Below are 19,125 nucleotides of genomic sequence, written 5' to 3'. Positions count from 1 at the left end.
TTTTTAGAGGATTACTATGTACTACAAAACTTTAGCAAAATTAGCCGAACTAAAAATGAAGTTCGAAGATGATATTCGCGGTGTTACTGCGGTGGAATATGCAATTATTGCTGTTGTAATGTCAGCTTTAGTACTTGCTGCATTTCAAACTGATGCGCTTAAAAATGCAATTACTGGTGCCTTGACCAAGGTTACAACCAACTTGACTACTGCGACTACAGGCAAATAAACGGCCACTAAGAATAATATATTAAGGGGCTTTGGCCCCTATTTTAGGCTTAATATGAACAGAATTATCATTCTCCTTCTTATCGCTTTCTCTATTTTTTCAACATTGATATATATCAACAGCAACTATATTTCATCGGACGAAGAGCCACAACAAGTCCAGAAAAAAGAAGAACCCAAAGTGAGTATTTTAGTCGCTCAAAAAGAGATCAAACGCTCTCAACCCTTGACTCCCAATTTTTACGAGAAGAAGTTTGTCCATATATCGGACTTAGACGGCTATTACTATACCTTAGAAAAAGACATCGTTGTTCAACCTGGGGCTCTTTTTAAAGAAGACATTAGGGAAGGTACTTATTTAACACAAGAGATGATTTCAAACCCGGGCGACCGAGATTATATGTATCTGTCGCTTAATGATGGTGAATTACCTTATTTTTATGAAGTAACGGGCATTGGGGTTGTACAAACATCGACCCTCACTCCTGGCGATAAAGTGAGCTTTGTTTCTACTACATCTTCAAAATCAAACCTCGTAGAGAGTGGATATGGAGACATCGGTGATTTGGTCAGTCGAGTCATTATTAGTGGAGCGCGAGTATTACAGGTGATTAAAGGTAGCGAAGATACCGACTCACAAGATGCTGAAGATAAAAAATACAGCTTGGTTATTGCTCTAAATATGCGCAGTGTATTGAAACTCGAAATGGCTCAAAAAATTGGGGATGTAAATATCATTCCTTCAGAAATTGAAAACCGTTATTTATCTATTCGCAGTAGTGACTTATTAGAAACACAGTTTGGTGTCAGAGAACTACGTGGTAAGGACTAACATGAATTTAAACAAACAACATATAGCCTTGCTATTGTCTGCAATTCTCTCTTGCCCATTGCTCGCATCTGAATTAATGAACTTAGATCAAGGTGCGGCGAAGACCATTAATTTAAAGAGACAGATATCGACAGTATTTGTAGCGAACCAAGAGATCGCTGACTATAAAATTATTGATGAAAACAAGGTTGTCGTTTATGGCGTTGGCCAAGGCACTACCTCAGTGATTGTTTATGATCGTGGAGGAAACGAAATTTACAATGCTGAATTGGTGGTGAATCAAAGCTTAAGGCTACTAAAGCAGACGCTAATCGCGCGATTCCCTGATGAAAACGTAGTGGTTTCCAATGTCGGTGATCAAGTGGTACTCGATGGCATTGTTGGCAGCGAAGAGATTAAACAGAAGATTAATCGCCTTGTTGGTGAAATGCTTAATAAAGAACGTCGTCGTGCCGCTTACGAACTCAAAGATGGAGACGGCGAAGCGCTAGACGAACTCGAGTACACCGCACAATATAACTACGACCAAGTGATTAATAACTTGAAAGTGCTTACTACCGAGCAGATCAACGTAAAACTAACGGTTGCGGAAGTCTCGAGTTCATTTTTAACCGAATTGGGTGTGACTTATAGTGACAGCGGTGAGCCAGGTACTTTTGTTAATAAGCTGCTCGACTTTACTGCTCAAGATATTGTTGCTGTTATTTCTGCGAGCGGTGATGACAAGATTGGGCGCGTACTGGCAGAGCCAAATCTATCCGTTATTTCTGGCGAACAGGCTAGCTTCCTTGCGGGTGGCGAAATCCCAATCGCGGTGCGAGACGAAGACGGTATTACCATCTCCTATAAAGAGTATGGTGTTAAATTGGCGATGGTGGCGAAGGTCACGGATACAGAGAACATCCGCTTAACCTTGATACCTGAAGTGAGCTCAATTGATGAATCAAACAAGACCACAACAGGGCTTATTTCCGTGCCTTCGTTACGCACCAGAAGAGCCCAAACCACGGTCCATTTGAAAGATGGCCAAAGCTTTGTACTCGCTGGATTACTGACATCAGAAGAGCGCGAATCGTTAACCAAGATTCCAATTTTGGGTGACATCCCAATCTTGGGTGCACTGTTTAGTCACACCTCTACTAACCGCTCTAAAACTGAACTCATTATCGTCGCTACGGTTAATTTAGTCGATCCAGTTGAGCAAGAGCAGGTCAAGCTGCCGAGCTTTAGGCGTACCAGCGACCTTGAACGACTCCTGAGAATCGACCTTTCTGAACTTGATGAGCCAGAGCTAGAAAACACAATTAACCAAGGAGGGTTCAACTGATGAAATGGATCGCTATTACTCTACTAGCACTGCTTGCCTCAGCTTGTACACATGTTGATAGCACGAACACCAGTGTTATTGAGCAGCTAGAAGAACGCTTCGAGTTTGATACGACGAGCAGCGAAGATTCAATGTCACGCTCTTTGGCTTTTATTCGAGAGCTTAATGCAAGAGAGCCTAAGTCAACGTTCTACGTCAAATACAAACCAGATGCGAGTGAGTTCGTGGCTAAGTTTCGAGACAGGTTTAAATCAGAGTCGATTGCCAAAGACAGATACAAAGTTGAACTTGCCGCTGACGATCAGCAGAAAAATATCCTGATCATAGGGCGATACGTCCGCATTAAAAGCAGTGACTGTGGCGTGATGGTGTTTTCGAAACGTGAAGACTACCAATTTGGCTGTAGTGTTGAGCACAACCGCAATATTAGTTTGGTTAACCCAATCAAAAAGGCGAAGTAGCGATGGACTTAGATATTTTATTTCGTAACTCGTCGTCGAAAATGAAATCGTCGGTTCAAGCGACAGACTTGGTTGTTTCTGACGACAGCACGTTAACTGAATCGATCCAAGATCTTTACGCAATCGAAGGCTTTCCTAAACCTCTTGAAGTGACCGATATTGATTTGGACGGCGCTTGGAATCAGTCAAACATCAAGTTGAACCATGTTGTATTGGACCTTCGTAGTGCACCAAACGTAATAGAGCAAGTCTCTGAGATTTCGGTTCGACTGGATGTGAACATCTCTTTACTCGTTCTATGTGATGTTGACTCAATAAAGCTGCGTAACCAAGTGCACGCTTTAGGTGCGACATATGTGCTGTGGGATTCTGAACTTGATGCGTTACTTGCGGCAATTAAGTCGACGCAAGAGGGGGAAAGCACCGTTAAAAAAACGCGTGTAGCTAAGCGTATTTTAGTACTCGGAACAAAGGGTGGAATTGGTGTTTCGTGTGTTAGTTCTGTCTTGGCTCACTCTTTGGCTGAACAAGCGAATTTAAAAACGCTTTTGGTCGATCATGACTCAGGGGCTTTGAATAGCGACATTTATATCGGTGTGAAAGGTTTAAAAGCAAAACACAACAGTATCGATTTGAATCAAATTGATATCGACAGTGCCATCGCCAAGACCTACGTACATCCGGTGAAAGACAAGCTTGATTATTTGGTGTTAGAGAAGAACGTCGCGTGTCTCTCTGATCACGCGTCAACGCTTTACAACCTTTCTAATCAACTGATTGATCAATATAACTTTATTATCGATTCAGCGCCGCTGTCTTGTTACGAAGAGATGCATGATCAGGAATTGTCAGATAAGTACCATCGCATCTTTATTGTTTGTGAACCGTCGGTGTCTTCATTGCGCTCCTATAACTCTTTGAAGAAAAAGATAGGTAAATCTGAACACCAAATCATTTTCAATTTAAATAGGCCAGCAAAGGACTTTATGGTGACGCTTGCTAGCGCTAAAGAGCGGATCAAAGCCAAAGACAGCATTGACTTCATGTATGAACCGTCGCTCGAGAAGATGGTGGTCCAGCAAGGTATCAATGAGTTGCTTAAATCCAAGTCCTCGTCCGCTGTGCTGAGTATGGTCGCGACATTGACGGGTAAGAAAATTAAACCTAAATCACGCTTTAGTTTGTTTAGAAAATGAATCAATTAAAAGAAATCTACATTCAACTTCGCGATGAAATTTTCGATGCGTTGGATGCGGCGACACTCGTCGAAATCAGTAATCAAGAGCTCGAAGAGCAGCTAAAAGACTCTGTGAATATCTTGATCGATAAGAAGCAGTTGCAAGTCAGCTCCTTGAAACGGGTTGATTTGGTTAAGGCATTGCTTGATGAACTGAAAGGCTTGGGACCACTGCAAGCCTTGGTCGATAACGATGACATCTCGGATATTATGATCAATGGGCCTTCGGATATTTTCATTGAAATCAATGGCAAGGTAGAACAGTCGCCGATTCAATTTGTTAACGAAAAGCAGTTAAACACTATAGCTAAGCGGATCGCCTCTAACGTAGGGCGTCGTATTGATGAATCTAAGCCACTTTGTGACGCACGTTTAATGGATGGCAGCCGTGTCAACATCGTAATACCTCCGCTGGCGATTGATGGTACTTCCATTTCTATTCGTAAGTTCAAAGAGCAGAAAATTAAGCTCGAGAATCTTGCAGAGTTTGGTGCTATGTCTGTTGAGATGGCAAAGTTATTGTCGATCGCCAGTCACTGCAAGTGCAACATATTGATCTCTGGTGGTACAGGTTCAGGTAAAACAACGCTACTCAATGCATTGTCAGGGTTCATTGGTGAGGGCGAGCGTATCGTTACCATAGAGGATGCTGCCGAATTGCAACTGCAAAAACCGCATATCGTTAGGCTTGAAACTCGACAAGCCAGTGTTGAAGGTACGGGAGAAATTACTGCGCGCGATCTCGTGATCAACGCTCTTCGTATGCGCCCAGACAGAATCATTGTGGGCGAGTGTCGTGGCGGAGAAGCGTTCGAGATGCTTCAAGCAATGAATACCGGCCATGATGGGTCTATGTCGACATTGCACGCCAATACGCCACGCGACGCGATTGCTCGTACTGAAAGCATGGTGATGATGGCAACCGCGAGCCTGCCGATATCTGCAATACGCAGAACCATCGTGAGTGCAGTAGACCTTATTGTTCAGGTAAAGCGTCTTCATGATGGCAGCCGTAAGGTGATGTATATTTCGGAAATTATCGGCATGGAAGGGGATAGCGTAGTGATGGAAGATATTTTTCGTTACGAGGCGAGCTCCGATTTTAAAGATGGGAAAATGGTCGGTGAGTTTAGAACGCCTGGCTTATCTACCCGCTCTGTCATTTATGAACGTGCTAAGTTTTTCGGGCTAGAGCAAGCGGTCAGGGAGATCTTCTCATGACATTCATTCTGATTGCGTCATGGAGCGCGTTTCTGATCTACTTCCTTATTCATCGCTCTCGTCAAAACAAAAAGTTGAGTAGCTTGATCGAGATGGAGGCTGAATTCGAAGGGGTAAAGGGCGTTCGATCTGTTATTGATTCTCAGCAGTTTGAAGAGAGCTACAAAGCCAGATTCCGGAAAAGCTACAAGAAGATAGTCAAGGTATTTCAGCCTAATATGTCGCTGAAGCTCATTTTGTTTGTCTGTGTTTCTGCGTCAGCGGTGTATGCCATCAATGAGTTCTTCTTAAGACAGGATTACCTTGTTTGCCTGATGATCGCTGAGCCCGTTTTGTTCTTCGTTTTTTATAACAAGCTCAAGCAGAGACAGATGGACCGGTTTAAAACCAACTTTCCTGATGCCTTAAACATTTTGAGTGGGGCGATATCTTCTGGGCAAAGCATTATCCATGCATTTGAATATGTTGGTAAGCAACTTGATAACGAGGTAGGGAAAGAGTTCAAATTTATGGCCGAACGCTTACTGATAGGCGAGGACCCTGACGACGTACTGGAACGAAGCAGCAATACATTCCCTTATTTAGAATATTTTTTCTTCGCTTCAACAATCCGTATCAACCTAGCACGAGGTGGTCAGCTAAAAGATGTGATCAACAAAATTAACCGACTCATGTTTGATTCGAGGGCGGTAGAGAAGAAAAAGAATGCGTTGACCTCTGAAGCGCGCGCATCGGCAAAAATTATTGCCTGCTTACCGGTAATATTCCTGATCATTTTAAAGTTCACTAGCCCAGAGAACTACAGCTTCGTTATGTTCGAAGAAGCTGGTCAGCCGATTTTTTATTACGTTCTAGTAAGTGAGTTGCTCGGGTTCTTTTGCATTTGGCTGATATTGCGAGGTGTTAACTAATGGACATGAAAACCCTGGGCATTTGGGGGGCGATATTTATAGTTTCAATGGTGCTTGCCACGTACTGCTTGCGATTTTGGGACAACACCAGAGCAAATATTGAAACCCGAAAGATCATTGGTTCGACACGCGAAGAGAAGAAACGAACCGACTTATTTAAATCGATATTATCTCGAATCAGTTTTAATAAAGATGAAACTAAACGCAAGTTAGTGGCTGCGGGTTTTTATAGTGACTTTCTCGCTGATGCTTATTACCTACTTAAAATTGTTCCTTTTAGTATCTGCTTGATTCTTATTGGCTTTGATTTTTATAGCGGAGAAACCGAAGTACTGTTTTCTTTGTTGTATTTATTGGGCGCGTTATTAGCGTTTGTTATTGCGCCCGATACTTATGTATCTGCTCGGGGTAAAGCCAATATCAAACACATTAGTTCGAGATTGCCTTTTTTACTCGACCTGATGAATGTGTGTGTTCATACCGGGATGACTATCGAATCGAGCCTGGAATACTTAGCTAAGGAACTTCATTCGGTTGATAGCAACCTTGCGCACGTCGTTCGAGTTACGATGGAACGCTCACGTCTTGTTGGCTTGGAAAAGGCGCTAGAGGAGTTTTACGACCTTGTACCAACCAGTGAATCGCAAAGCTTTGTGATGACCATGGTGCAGAGCTTGCAGTTTGGTTCATCTGTAGGCCCTGTACTGGCAACGCTAGCGACTGATATCAGAGAATTGAACATGATGGATCTGGAAGAAAGAATTGGGAAGATGGGGGCAAAAATGTCCATCCCTCTGATCGCTTTTATCATGGTTCCTATTGTTGTTCTCATTGCTGCCCCAGGTATTTTAAGGATGTTGATGTGATTAAAAAGTATTTATTTATCACTGTGCTCTTCGCTTTACTCTCTGGTTGTACAACCGTGAATAATCAACTTGAGACCAAAGAACAACTACTCATAGGGGCCGGCGATTCGCAGAAACTTATCGAGTTCTACAAAGCAAACATACAGTCTGACCCTATATATAAAGTAAAACTCGTTAACCTGTATTTAGACCTAAAGGATATCAAGTCGGCGGAGCTATATCGCAATACCTATAGCGAGAGCAACCTTGATGACCCGGAATACATACTAACTAATGCTCGTATTTACTATCAGAAAAAGAACTTTGAACGCGCGCTAGAAGAGCTAAATAAATACCGCGACGAAGGTGGTACCGAATATGAGTATCAACTTTTAACCGGAAAAATTCTGGCTCAGCAGAAGCAGTTTGTCCAAGCCATCGAACACTTTGAAGAGAGTCGTAAACAAGGTGCATCTGATAGAGAGGCCGGTAATAACATTGCCGTGGTGAAAATAATGCAGGCTGATTATTTAGGCGCGACGGACATTTTATATGACCTATATCTTTCGAATCCGAATGATCAAAGAGTGAGCTCTAACTTGATTCTTTCTTCAGTTAAATCTCAAAGGCCAGATATCGCACTCGAGGTTTTGAAACATTCAAATAGTGATGAACAAGCGCGTAAGCAACTCAAGGCGCTAATGAGGTCAATATCTAAAAGCGGAGGGAACAAGACCGTGACACAGTCAACAATAGAGATGGAGCAACAGCTTATTGGCTCTCAAGCTAATTCAGGTGGCTTTGTTGCCCCAACATCACGTGTGAGCAAGCTTGATGCTACCAAAGACTTTCAAGCGTCCAAACACAGTGTGGACGGTTCGGTGCTTGATCCTAGAAAACTTAAACCAAACGCAAAGCCTATTTATCGCGTACAAGTTTTGGCAACGTACACTGCGATTCCTTCAGACTTTTTGAATTATTTGAAAACAAACTATGGCTCCGTCTATTCCTATACACATGGGCTGTGGAAGCGTTACTGCATAGGTGATTTCAATGACCTGGATGAAGCCAAGGCGTTTCTCAATAGCATAGATATCAAAGGAGCGTTTGTTGTTGATTACACCAAGAAAAGGTATGTCCGCTTATGAGGTCTTTTAAACGTAAGCAAAAGGGTGCATTGACGGTTGAAGTCGCTATGGGTATTCCAATTTTCCTCGCGATTGTCTTCGGATGGGTTGAGATCTGTATTTTGACGTTTTCAATGAGTATGACTGACCACGCATTAACGACGGCAGTGATGCGAACCAAAAAAGCGGGTGACTCAAGTAGTAGCCAATCCATTAACTACGGGCAAATGATCAAAGATGAGTTGAACAAAGCCGGTGGAGCGTTATGGAGTAACGTCGTTAAAGAGGGCAGCGTCATCATTCATGTGAACTATTTCCGAGACTACGAAGGTTTTCTGAAATGCACTGACGCCTATGCCTCTGCAGACAAGTGCCCGGATAAGAAAGATGAACCAGAAGACATGGCACTTGCAGTTTACGCATTGGAATACACCTACGATCCCATTGTGTCTATCTGGTTCCCTGATATGCCAATAAAGCGTGAAGTTATTACGATCCAAGAGTATGAAAGATGCTCTTTCAAAATTGGTCAGGGGGCAGGTTGTGCAAGTTAAACAAAAAGGATCGTTTGCGGTTGAACTGGCGATGGTGCTTGTCTTTGCTTCTGGCATTTTCTTAGTTGTAGTGAACCACATGCTAGCGATTAACAAGAAAGGCCAATTGGACAGAGCCACATACTCAATGACCACGATTTTCGCAGAGCGTAAGCAGTTATTTAACGCCAACATGGACATTTGCGCAGGTGATTGCAGGAAAACAGAACACAACGCCTTTGCAATTGCGTCGGCTTCGATGAAGCGGATGATTCCGAACTTTGACAAAACCAAATTCGGAATGCGCATTGATGAGATAAGGCTCGAAGAAACTGCGGTTTCTGGAGGTAAAGTGAACTACCGAAGGGTTCAAAAGACGTTAACCAAAGGAAATATACAAGGTTGTGATTTTCCTGACATGAGCGATATCACCAAACAAAAAGCGATTGAAATGCTTCCCGTCACTTCTCGAGGGCGCAGGCTACCCATGTATCAGGTTTCATTGTGCTACGAGATCCCAACAAACTTGATTGGTATTGCGAACGGTGAGGTTTTCCGTCTTGTGAGCTCTTCTTATTCATTTGCGAGGGTTTAAGGTGCGTTCAATAAAAAGAAATAAGGGAGTAGCGGGTATTCTGTTCGTCGGCCTGTTACCAATGATGGTTATTTTTATGGCGTTTTCGATGCAGATGTCGCAACAGATGCTTGCGCATACCAGATTACTGGAAGCGGCAGAGGTAGCGAGCCTAGCGCTTATCGCAAGCCCTAGAGAGGATGAAGAGAACAACGTTAAGTATGCACGCTACTTAGTTGATCGTTATGTTGTCGATAATACAGATGATGTCGATGTAGCGGTGTATACCAGTAAATGTGAGTACAAAGATGGTTGTGTACAAGCAAGTGGTGAGCTTGCACCGTTCAGCGACTTTGTGGTGAGTGCGACGGCCAAATACACGTCTTGGATTGCATACGAAGACGTAAATTTAAAGCCTGAATTTTCAGTCAGTGGCCGAGCTGTGACGCGCAAATATCTTCCTCAGCCAGTAGACGTCTACTTTATTGGTGACTTCAGTGGATCTATGGGCAACTCGTGGAAGAACGGCAAAATGAAGTTAGATGTCGTGAAAGAAACCATTAAGCGAGTCGTTGACGACATTGAAGAGTTTAATACCGAAGAAAAAAGCAGAGTCGCCTTGCTTGGGTACAACCCTCTTCATGTGAAACAAGACGATGAGATAGTGAGGCTTAACGCTTATGGCTATCGGGGCGCCTGGAGAAAGAAATACGCTTATGACTACGCTCGAAACTCTCCCGGGACAACAGTGAGACGAATGTTTGATAAACCAATCTTGTATGACGAGATCATCGAACCATCGTATGGAATGAGTCGATATGAAGTAGAGCGACTTTATAAGCGAAACAATGATTTTGATGATTACTACAAGTTTTACGATATTCCATTGACTGAGGATTATGACAATTTTCGAGCTCAGTTAATGAGCACTCAGTTGAAAGCTGGTGGAGGTACCTCTTCTTGGAATGGAATCATTGCTGCGGCACAAGAAGCCAATAAAGCGACCAACCTTAACCCTGAACAGGTGTTCATTGTGTTATCCGATGGTAGTGACAGCGACGAGACCTATTTACAGAAATTAGTGGATCAGGGGTTATGTAAAAAGCTGCGCTCAACCATTTCAGCGAAACGGAATCGTTTCCAAAGCAATGCGCCAACTGAAGCTGAGAAAACGAAAGTGACAATGGGTGTTATTGGTATTAACTACCGCGTCCAAGCAAGTGATGGTTTTGGAGATTGCTTCGGCAAGAAAAACATTTATCACGCCAAAGATGGTGAAGATGTGTACAAGTATATTTTGAATTTGATTAATGAAGAAACAGGAAAACTTAAGGATTAACATGAGATACCTAGTGATGATTTCTATGATGTTGCTCTCTCCAATGGGCTATGCGAATTGCTTGGGCAATGTCGATGAGTACATAACATCGACCACGTTAGTCTCTTCTCATGTTGTGACGACTCAAGTAACGGGTAAATTATTAGAGCGTGATGAAAGACCGCAGAATGAGCTGCTCAATAAAGAGAGCGAGGTGATCCAAGTCGCGGCTCAAGACGATGTGTGTTTCTATGATAAAGCGACACAATCTCTAGTACTTAATTATCCAATCAACGTGTATCAGTTGGATGAAAGTCATAAACAAGTACTAGAACAATACCTAAGTTTAGTCGGCGATAAATCAAAGATTTTTATTGAAGGCCACGCTGACAGTCTTGGTAGTGAAAGCTACAACAAAGCCCTTTCGTCACGTCGTGCTGGGCAGGTAGCTAGCTACTTAAAGGAAGATCTTCGCCAAGGAACTCGCATCGTTGAATATGCGTATGGCGAAAGCGCACCCATTTGTAAGGTTGCAGACAACAAGGCAACAGGTTGCAATCGACGAGTTGTGATAACAGTTAAGTCGTAATGGGTTTTGTTTTCATTGTCTGTGTTTTTATTCTCTGGGCTGCGGCCTTGAGTGGTGTATAACGATACTCGACTCTACCAAAAGGGAGCCAATATAGGCTCCCTTTTTAGTCTTATTATATCTGTGAATTACTACACCGCTAAGCTACTAAACCATAGGCTCTGCTTGCTCTTGAATTGACTCTGAGGGTGCAAGATATTGGCACAGCTCTTCGTATGGGATAGGGCGTGAGAAGTAGTAGCCTTGCATCAAATCACAACCGCAGTCTTTAAGGATCGCGAAGTGTTCGCTCGATTCTACACCTTCTGCTAACACCACCATTCCGAAGTTCTTACCGATAGCAATAATGTTCTGCACCATAGTCAATGATTGCTGGTCTATCGCAATATTCTCTATGAAGCTTTTATCGATTTTAAGCTCGTCGATAGGCAGTGCTTTCAACATGCTTAACGATGAGTAACCTGTACCGAAGTCGTCCAAAGAGATCTTGATGCGGCTCTCTTTAAGACCCTCAAAAATCGGTTTAACTAACGTGACATCTTCAATGAACAAGCTTTCAGTGATCTCTAGTGTCAAACAGCTTGGTGAGAACTGGTATTTCTCAAGCGTGGATAACAGGTGTTCAGAGAACGATTTATGCGAGAACTGGCGCACCGAGATGTTGATCGATAACCCGATCTCTTGATCGGTCGTTCTATGCAAATGAGCGATTTGCATAATACTTGACTCGATTATAAACGTGCCAAGTTTATGCATTAAGCCAGTGCTCTCCGCGACGGGGATAAACACATCGGGTGGAACAAAACCTAGCTCGTCATCAACCCAGCGCACAAGAGCTTCCACACCATCAATGCTTTCATCTGCTCTCACCAGAGGTTGGAAAGCCATAAACAGTGTCTGTTTCTCGATCGCAATACGCAGCCTCTGTTCAACTTTCATCTTGTAGAGGTGGGCATCTTGCATTGCCGTAGTGAAAATGCTGTATGAGTTTTGCTGCTGTTTGGCTTTGTACATTGAGATGTCGGCAGAGCGAAGCAGGCTATCGAGATCTTTACCATGCTCAGGGAAACGTGCAATTCCGATGCTACAGCCTAATAGGAATTGAGAGTTTTGCACTTCATAGGGTTGAGAAAGTACCTCGATGATACGCTCTGCGAGTCGTTTAATTTCAGACTCACTGGTTATTGGAGTTAAAAACAGAAACTCGTCGCTCGATTCACGTACCAATAGACTCAATCGAGAGCGGAATCGCATTAAACGTAACGCTATTTGTTTAAGAACCTTGTCACCAAAATCATGCCCGTGCGTATCGTTGACGCATTTAAAGTTATCGATATCGATGAACAGCAGTGAGAATTGCTCTGACTCACTTGCCACCCATTTATCGATGTTCTTACGCATGTATAAACGGTTTGGCAGCGTAGTGAGAGGGTCGTGGTTCGCTTGGTAGATAAGTTGGCTGCGAGTGCGCTGCTCATTCTTCGCAATAGACTTAACCAAAATGTAGAAACCACACTGGATCAAAATAAAAATAATGAAAAGAATGCCAAATTCTTCGATAAAGACGGTATCGACGTGTGCGAGGTCGGTACGACCAACGACCCAAAGTTTATAATCCGGCAGGTACTTAGCGCTCAGGAGAGAGTGGAATTTATTATCACTGACAACAAATGAGTAGGTCTCTTTTCCCGTTTTCGCTTCTTGTACAGTAGCGCTGACTTGCTCTGAAAAGTTAACGCTCACGCGCTGAAGGAGGTCGCTGTCTACTGGTTTTAGGTAAGCATCAAGAGACTCGATGTCACTAGAAAAGAACTGACGGTACTTATCTTGTCGTAACAAGGTCAGTGTGTTGTAACTGCCAGCATGCGCGTTGTTTTCAAATACTATGGTGCTATCTAAACGTAATCCCGCGGTCATCACGGCATCAATGCTATTACCATCCACTGAAATCGATTTTCTTAACGGAATCACTAGGCTATCTAGGGACTTTTGAAAATAGGTTCGCCCTAAAACCATCCTGTCACTTGAAAGCGCTTCTAGAAAGGAGTCTCGAGTTTGTGGAAGCTCAAGTAAGTTGTCTTGGTCTGCCAGTTTGAGGTTTGAGCTAACAGATAAGTAATCGCCCTGTGTGTTAAGCAGGCCAAATGCAGCAATCGCTGGATGAGTCTCAAGCAACTTATCTAATATTGGACGAATCTGAATAGCGGCGGTACGAGTGAAGTCAGACTGTTGGGCCAATTGGTGTCCAACGACTTCTAGGAGTGCCTCTTGGCTTGTGAGCAGTGAACTAACTGAGCTAGAAAACAGCTCTACTTGGATATGCTGCTGCTCAATGAAGTCTTCTCTATTGGCTTGCCACTTTGTTACACCTAGCACAGTGAAAAGTATCAAGGTGAGCAGTACGACTAGAGCGTACAGCGACCAGATATTTTTCTTAAATAGAGCCATGGAATGCCTTTTTTGGTTACGACTTTGAACAGAGTGCACGAGACAAACTATTGAGCGCCAATATGATGTATTAAGTTTGTAAGACACATCGATAATGACTAATGATTAAATAGTGTAACGACTAGGTATCGGGATTCTTGAGTAAAAAATTAACATTCATATCAACAATAATGATTAGTGTTTGATTAATCGAAGTTTATTGTTGGTGCATTACTGGGAGTTTAGCCGAGAGCCGTTACGATATAATAACAAAGAGCTTACCCATGTTAGGAGTAAGCTCATTATGCATGCGAAGTATATTCTAATAGTGGCAGTAAGCGAAGTTGAATTACTGGTTAGTTACCGCGATAGGCAGGTTTTCGTTAGCGCCCCATTCTGTCCATGAGCCATCGTAAACTCCCATTTCGCCCGAGTATCCCGCCAATTTAGCGGCTAACAAAATGATGCAGGCAGTCACACCTGAACCACAGCTAAAGAACATCGGTTGAGTTGGTGTTAAGTCCAACGTAGAAAAGATCTCTACAAGCTCGCTCTGAGGTTTCAACTTACCGTTATTCAGCACTTGTGCGAATGGTAGACAAACTGAGTTTGGAATATGCCCGCTGCGTAATCCAGCTCTTGGCTCAGGCACTTCAGAATCAAAACGAGCTTGAGATCGTGCATCCAGAATATTGGCACTCTTGCTCTCTGAATAGCTTAGGACTTGCTTTGCATCCACAAAGTAGTTGTCTTGAATATTGCCTTCGAAATTGCCTGGTGTTACTTCAGCTCTGTACGAGGTGTCTGTTGCGTAACCCGCTTCAATCCATGCAGGTAAGCCACCATCTAAGATGTAAACATCCTGATGTCCCATTGCCATAAACATCCACCAAGCGCGAGGCGAAGCGAAAGTACCCGAGTTATCGTAAACCACAATGGTGCTGTCTTGGTTGATACCAATTTCACGTGCACGAGTGTTGAAGTGTTTTTCAGAAGGGAACATGTGAGGAAGTAGGGTATGTTTGTTGCTGAAGTCTTTGTCGTAGTCAAAACGAATTGCTCCAGGAATCATTTGCCCTTTGATCTTTTCAGACTCACTTGGAATTTGAAATTCGATACTGGCGTCTAGGAGGATGATGTTGTCTTGCTCTAGCAAACGTTGTTGAAGTTGTTCTGGTGAAATGAGTGGCTGATTCATTCTTATTGTATCCATTCTTGTTGTAGTTATAGCTGTTGTTATATCGACGGCTAAGGTGCAGCTCTACAGTGGATGAACTGATAGCTGCTTTGTCCGGTTATTTGATTGCTTAATGTATCAAGCGAGACCACAGAATCAATAGGGCAGTCTGTGGTCGGCGCAATGGATACGCGAAATACACTGTTGTCTTGAGTTTGAACAGTAAGATAGCGTCTGTGGCCATCTAATGACTGAGTGAGTGTATTCGAAATCACTTTGGCTTCAATACGTTGCCCTGTCTGTGACGTTAACGGGAAATGGGTAAGGGCAACTAATACGCCGACACCACACATTAAAATAAGTAGACCTATTTTTAACTGTTTCATGAGAGTAAGTCTTTGAAGGTTATCTTGAAAATATAAGTTAGATTCGAAGTAAAGTGAATGAACGCCTATCAGATAATTTTCAGTGTTATTGGTTTGAAACGATCAAAAAAGTGAGCATTGCTGCTCACTTTTAGTTGCTGATATTCGAAGCTAAACTTTCATTACCACACGATCTGAGAGTTGCTGCTCGATACTACTTTTTGTAGAGGTGGCTGCCCATCGTAAAACCAAATCTCAACAAGAAGTGAATCGTGGTTGACTGGGCTCGAGAAGTTAGAGGCGAACACACCATTGTTTAATGATCCTGCAATCACTTTGCTTGAGTAGTCTGGTTTCAATGTCGAGTCGTCACGAGCACTAAAACGGCTATACACGGTAACAAATGAACGGTCTGTTGAAATACTACTGATGTCGATGTCGATATCAAACTGCTCCACAGAGCTGTAATCAAAACCATCGGGTACCACTAAATCACTCATAGTGTAAGTTGGTTCCGCTGCTGCACTGGCTACTGGAGACGGTGATGGCGTCGCAGTTACTGGCGTTGCAGGTGTCGCCGGTGATGATGGTGAAGGAGAAGCCGTGCTGCCACCACCGCCACCTCCGCCCCCACCACAACCTGCAAGTAGGAGTGGGGCTGTAGCTAAAACTACGGTCATTGTTTTCTTCATGTTCCAAGAGCTTTGTGCAGACATATTATTTTCCTTAGAGAGGTTGCTTCTCAACTCAACGTTATGATGTTCGCGATTATGTTTATCTTTGATACTCATGACGTCTCTCCTTATGGCTCGTAACATTGGTTGTCTGCTGGTGATGCGAACCAAGTCTGGTTATTTTCACCGCTTGATTCTGCCCATTGCTTAAACTCTGGGTAAGCAGTTACGATATCCACGTACTCTTGCGGCCATTCCCATTCTTCTGTTGATGTGATGATGAGAGCCCAAGGGTGGTTTTCTGCTGTTTTGAAATATTTGCCTGTTGCTGGGTCGCTATCGTCAACACCGATTCCAGAATCAAATAGGTTCACTGTGTCAAATGCCTCGGTCGGTGCTTGGTCTGGTAGGTGTACCTCCCAGCTACGTCCCGGATGCATCGGAAGGTTTTCACCGTGATAGTACCCTGGCGTTGCGAAGATGAACGGGTCATAAGGCATATCAGTCCAACTTGCAGTGCTCACACCATCACCCGCTAAGGTGATACCAACTTGGAAAGAGAACTGTTCGTCTTCTTTACATCCATTGCTGGTGCGGTAGAAGTTACAAGCGGTAGTGATTTTCTCAGTTAAGTCGTTTGCAATGACAAATATTGCTTCGCTACGTCCTTCTTCTAGATCTAGATCTGTGAATACCCCGTTGTGTTTCATGTAAGAGTTACCACTACTCACTAAACTTGGATCTAGGTTTGGAAGTCGAACTGCGAAACCGTTTCTGTATGAAGCACCTACAGCAGCCAGGCGTCCATCAATGGTTGATTTAACTACTTTTCCATCTTTAAGGATTTCCGTGATGCGATAGAATAGGACTGCGTCATTCATATCGTAATCGGCTTTGTACGGCCAGTTATCTTCGTAGGCGAGTGTTGCGTAGCCAGAAGCACTTGGGAAGTAGCGAGCTGTCGCACCATCATTTAATACGTCAACTTGAATATCGACCACCTCACCAGATGTTGAACCGCCAAAGTAGCTCAAGTTGGTCTGCTGACTGAATCTAAAGCGTGCCCATGTCGTGCCAGACAGTGCGTCAATGTCCACGTTTAGGAACAACTCATTTTCACCTGCATCAAGTAGGTAATCGGTAAACACTTGTTCATTTGCGCCATCGAAACTGCCGTCTTGGTTCCAGTCTATCCAAGCAGAAAGGTAACCCGTTGTTGAAGCTTCAATAACGACTTTTGAGTCCAATCCGGCTTCAAGTCCGGTAACAAAACCGATACCACCGTTAACCCATTCGTCGTCAATACCTACGCTCTCATCAGATTGTGGAGTTACGTAGCCGTCTAGGTCAGCATCTGGCGCATCAGTACCTAGCCACGTAATGCCATCAAGCTCATGTCGAGGACCGTTACTTGCCAGTAGAGTTAGATAACTGTCTGGTGCATCACCAAAGTCGATGTTTGAATCTTCATCAACAACAGGGGCGTTGGCACAGCGTGCACCATCATTTTGACCAGAAGCAGGGCCATTCGAAACAAATTCAACGGCTGGAACAATACCTGCCGCGATATTGGCAGCGTTGTCTGGAGAAAGGTTGATACGATAAATTTTACCGTCTTGGTTACGAGACACATAGTAGTAGCCATTGACATCAAAATAGCCAGCACCGAACGTACCCAACTCGCCGGTGTCGCCGATGTAGGTTTCGGCACCAGTTGTAGGGTTGAAGCTGTATAAGCCACCAGAGTTATTATCGATACCATATAGAGAGCCATCACTTGGATGGAAAGCGAAATCAGTCAATTTCACCGTTGCTGGGCTGCCTGCGATTTTGTTGACCGTTACGGTTGCATTTGGATCAGAATCTAAAGGTGATAGATCAACAGTGAAAAGCCCTTTACCAGTTCGGTATAGGTAGTAAACATGGTCGTAGACGTCACCCACATAGAAAGTGTGGTCAGTTGGCAGTCCATTTGTGTTGATAACTTCTGCTTGGAAGTCCTTGCCTAGGCGCACCAAACGTTTGTTGGTGGTGTCATAGCCATATATGTATCTGTCTTCGAAATCAAAACCAACACCGTTGATATTAGCGTTCATCCCCGTGTCGTCTTCTAGTAGGGTCGTAGAACCAGTCACTAGGTTCACGCCCCAAACTTGCACAGGGGTGGATTGAAAAAGGTATGCCTTACTCGGGCAGGTATCAAATGGGGCTGCATTGGCGACTAGAGGCGCACTTAATAGCAAACTTAACGTTGTAATTCTCATATCTACATCCTTGTGATGGAAGGTATAGATACTTAATCAAGTAATGTGCCATTTTTAAGTTGTTGATTCTTATGTTTTTATTTTATTGGTTGCTCAGTGTGCTCAATATTCTCAAAATGAGAATTCAAATGAAACTGATTACTCATGAAGTGTTTCAATTTGAAATCAGGAATGTTTGGACTCAAGTTCAAATAGAAAAAAGCCCCGACAGTGGTCAGGGCTTGAGGAGTTATAAAATAGCTATCTTACTTGTGGTGGGCTTAACCACATACCGAACAACTTGGCATCTTCATTAAGTTCATTTCACGCCAACTGTGCGACATAGCGTCGAGAATCAGAAGCTTACCTTGCTTTGGTTGTCCAAACTTAGCGATAACTTTGATCGCTTCCAAAGCTTGAGCTGCGCCCACCATACCGACAACAGGAGCCATTACACCAGCTTCGACACAGCTAAGTGCAGCGTTGCCGAACAAAGCGCTCAAGCACTGGTAGCAAGGTGCATTGTCATCTTGATAAGTGAATACGCTAATCTGACCTTCCATGCGAATAGCAGCACCAGAAACTAAAGGCGTTTTAGATGCGTAGCACAAGCGGTTAAGTTGATTACGCGTTTCCACGTTATCGCTGGCATCAAGCACCAATGAGTGAGCTTCGATTAGCTTCGTCAGTGTTTCGTCATCGAGCCTATGACCGACAGTCTCTACCTTTAGGTGAGGGTTTAACACCTGCAAGGATTCTGCGGCTGAAACGACTTTCTTCTTACCAATATCAGCATCGGTGTGAAGCACTTGTCGTTGCAAGTTTGAAAGCTCAACAATATCATCGTCGATCAATGTCAGCTTACCAATGCCTGCAGTCGCAAGGTATTGAGCAGAGGCGCAGCCTAAGCCACCTGCACCTAACACCAAAATCGAGCTCTGTTTCAGCGCTTCTTGACCCTCAAAATCAAACTGCTTGAGAATGATCTGGCGGTTATAGCGAAGCATTTCCGCATCAGACAAAATTTCCATCAGCA

At 43.6% G+C, this 19,125-nt stretch carries 19 protein-coding genes; 13 read left to right on the top strand and 6 right to left on the bottom strand.

Translation table 11 applies throughout. The features are described 5' to 3' along the window. The first annotated feature begins 16 nt into the window (after positions 1–16). From OH460_RS18850 to OH460_RS18790, 13 genes are read left to right on the top strand one after another with little or no spacing between them, the layout of a single operon-like run. Positions 17–229: a Flp family type IVb pilin gene (locus OH460_RS18850; protein WP_061032339.1), complete on the top strand. Its 213-nt coding sequence runs from the start codon at positions 17–19 to the stop codon at positions 227–229. A 54-nt stretch (positions 230–283) separates the two neighbouring features. Continuing rightward, positions 284–1,060, top strand: coding sequence for a hypothetical protein (locus tag OH460_RS18845; RefSeq protein WP_061032340.1), 777 nt, complete (start codon positions 284–286; stop codon positions 1,058–1,060). A 1-nt stretch (position 1,061) separates the two neighbouring features. Then, complete coding sequence (locus OH460_RS18840; RefSeq protein ID WP_061032341.1) at positions 1,062–2,387, top strand: type II and III secretion system protein family protein; 1,326 nt, start codon at positions 1,062–1,064, stop codon at positions 2,385–2,387. Next, positions 2,387–2,848 carry an ATPase gene (locus OH460_RS18835; protein ID WP_269999133.1) on the top strand — a complete coding sequence of 154 codons (462 nt, stop codon included), beginning with the start codon at positions 2,387–2,389 and terminating at the stop codon, positions 2,846–2,848. The genes OH460_RS18840 and OH460_RS18835 overlap by 1 nt, the downstream gene beginning before the upstream one ends. A 2-nt stretch (positions 2,849–2,850) precedes the next feature. Next, positions 2,851–4,044: an AAA family ATPase gene (locus OH460_RS18830; RefSeq protein ID WP_060980417.1), complete on the top strand. Its 1,194-nt coding sequence runs from the start codon at positions 2,851–2,853 to the stop codon at positions 4,042–4,044. Continuing rightward, positions 4,041–5,306: a CpaF family protein gene (locus OH460_RS18825; RefSeq protein WP_061016693.1), complete on the top strand. Its 1,266-nt coding sequence runs from the start codon at positions 4,041–4,043 to the stop codon at positions 5,304–5,306. Before OH460_RS18830 ends, OH460_RS18825 begins: the two co-directional genes overlap by 4 nt. Then, complete coding sequence (locus OH460_RS18820) at positions 5,303–6,217, top strand: type II secretion system F family protein (RefSeq protein ID WP_269999132.1); 915 nt, start codon at positions 5,303–5,305, stop codon at positions 6,215–6,217. The genes OH460_RS18825 and OH460_RS18820 overlap by 4 nt, the downstream gene beginning before the upstream one ends. Further along, a complete protein-coding gene (locus tag OH460_RS18815) occupies positions 6,217–7,083 on the top strand; it encodes a type II secretion system F family protein (protein WP_269999131.1) in 867 nt (288 codons plus the stop codon). Before OH460_RS18820 ends, OH460_RS18815 begins: the two co-directional genes overlap by 1 nt. Then, entirely contained in the window at positions 7,083–8,210 is a 1,128-nt protein-coding gene (locus OH460_RS18810) for a tetratricopeptide repeat protein (RefSeq protein ID WP_408743892.1), read from the top strand. The genes OH460_RS18815 and OH460_RS18810 overlap by 1 nt, the downstream gene beginning before the upstream one ends. Beyond that, positions 8,207–8,743: a TadE/TadG family type IV pilus assembly protein gene (locus OH460_RS18805; RefSeq protein WP_269999130.1), complete on the top strand. Its 537-nt coding sequence runs from the start codon at positions 8,207–8,209 to the stop codon at positions 8,741–8,743. The genes OH460_RS18810 and OH460_RS18805 overlap by 4 nt, the downstream gene beginning before the upstream one ends. Further along, positions 8,733–9,317 (top strand): tight adherence pilus pseudopilin TadF, encoded by a 585-nt coding sequence (tadF, locus tag OH460_RS18800; protein ID WP_269999129.1) that lies wholly within the window; start codon positions 8,733–8,735, stop codon positions 9,315–9,317. The genes OH460_RS18805 and tadF overlap by 11 nt, the downstream gene beginning before the upstream one ends. Position 9,318: 1 nt before the next feature. Continuing rightward, positions 9,319–10,635, top strand: coding sequence for a TadE/TadG family type IV pilus assembly protein (locus OH460_RS18795; RefSeq protein ID WP_155645051.1), 1,317 nt, complete (start codon positions 9,319–9,321; stop codon positions 10,633–10,635). Between the two features lies 1 nt (position 10,636). Beyond that, positions 10,637–11,203, top strand: coding sequence for an OmpA family protein (locus OH460_RS18790; protein WP_269999128.1), 567 nt, complete (start codon positions 10,637–10,639; stop codon positions 11,201–11,203). A gap of 147 nt (positions 11,204–11,350) precedes the next feature. Here OH460_RS18790 and OH460_RS18785 read toward each other — a convergent pair whose 3' ends face one another. The 6 genes from OH460_RS18785 to moeB form a co-directional block, all read right to left on the bottom strand. Then, positions 11,351–13,651 (bottom strand): putative bifunctional diguanylate cyclase/phosphodiesterase, encoded by a 2,301-nt coding sequence (locus OH460_RS18785; protein WP_269999127.1) that lies wholly within the window; start codon positions 13,649–13,651, stop codon positions 11,351–11,353. A 328-nt stretch (positions 13,652–13,979) separates the two neighbouring features. Next, positions 13,980–14,828 (bottom strand): sulfurtransferase, encoded by an 849-nt coding sequence (locus tag OH460_RS18780; protein ID WP_269999126.1) that lies wholly within the window; start codon positions 14,826–14,828, stop codon positions 13,980–13,982. 50 nt (positions 14,829–14,878) lie between these two features. Beyond that, on the bottom strand, positions 14,879–15,193 hold the full coding sequence (locus OH460_RS18775; protein WP_239961781.1) for a hypothetical protein: 315 nt from the start codon (positions 15,191–15,193) through the stop codon (positions 14,879–14,881). Between the two features lie 161 nt (positions 15,194–15,354). Next, a complete protein-coding gene (locus OH460_RS18770; RefSeq protein ID WP_269999125.1) occupies positions 15,355–15,963 on the bottom strand; it encodes a hypothetical protein in 609 nt (202 codons plus the stop codon). 11 nt (positions 15,964–15,974) lie between these two features. Next, complete coding sequence (locus tag OH460_RS18765) at positions 15,975–18,110, bottom strand: LruC domain-containing protein (RefSeq protein WP_269999124.1); 2,136 nt, start codon at positions 18,108–18,110, stop codon at positions 15,975–15,977. 260 nt (positions 18,111–18,370) lie between these two features. Beyond that, complete coding sequence (moeB, locus tag OH460_RS18760) at positions 18,371–19,120, bottom strand: molybdopterin-synthase adenylyltransferase MoeB (RefSeq protein ID WP_269999123.1); 750 nt, start codon at positions 19,118–19,120, stop codon at positions 18,371–18,373. Between the last annotated feature and the right edge of the window lie 5 nt (positions 19,121–19,125).

The sequence above is a fragment of the Vibrio sp. Makdt genome (assembly GCF_027587015.1).
Taxonomy (GTDB): Bacteria; Pseudomonadota; Gammaproteobacteria; order Enterobacterales; family Vibrionaceae; genus Vibrio; species Vibrio chagasii_B.
Note: the sequence above shows the minus strand (reverse complement) of the source record. Positions and strands in the feature narration are given on the sequence as shown.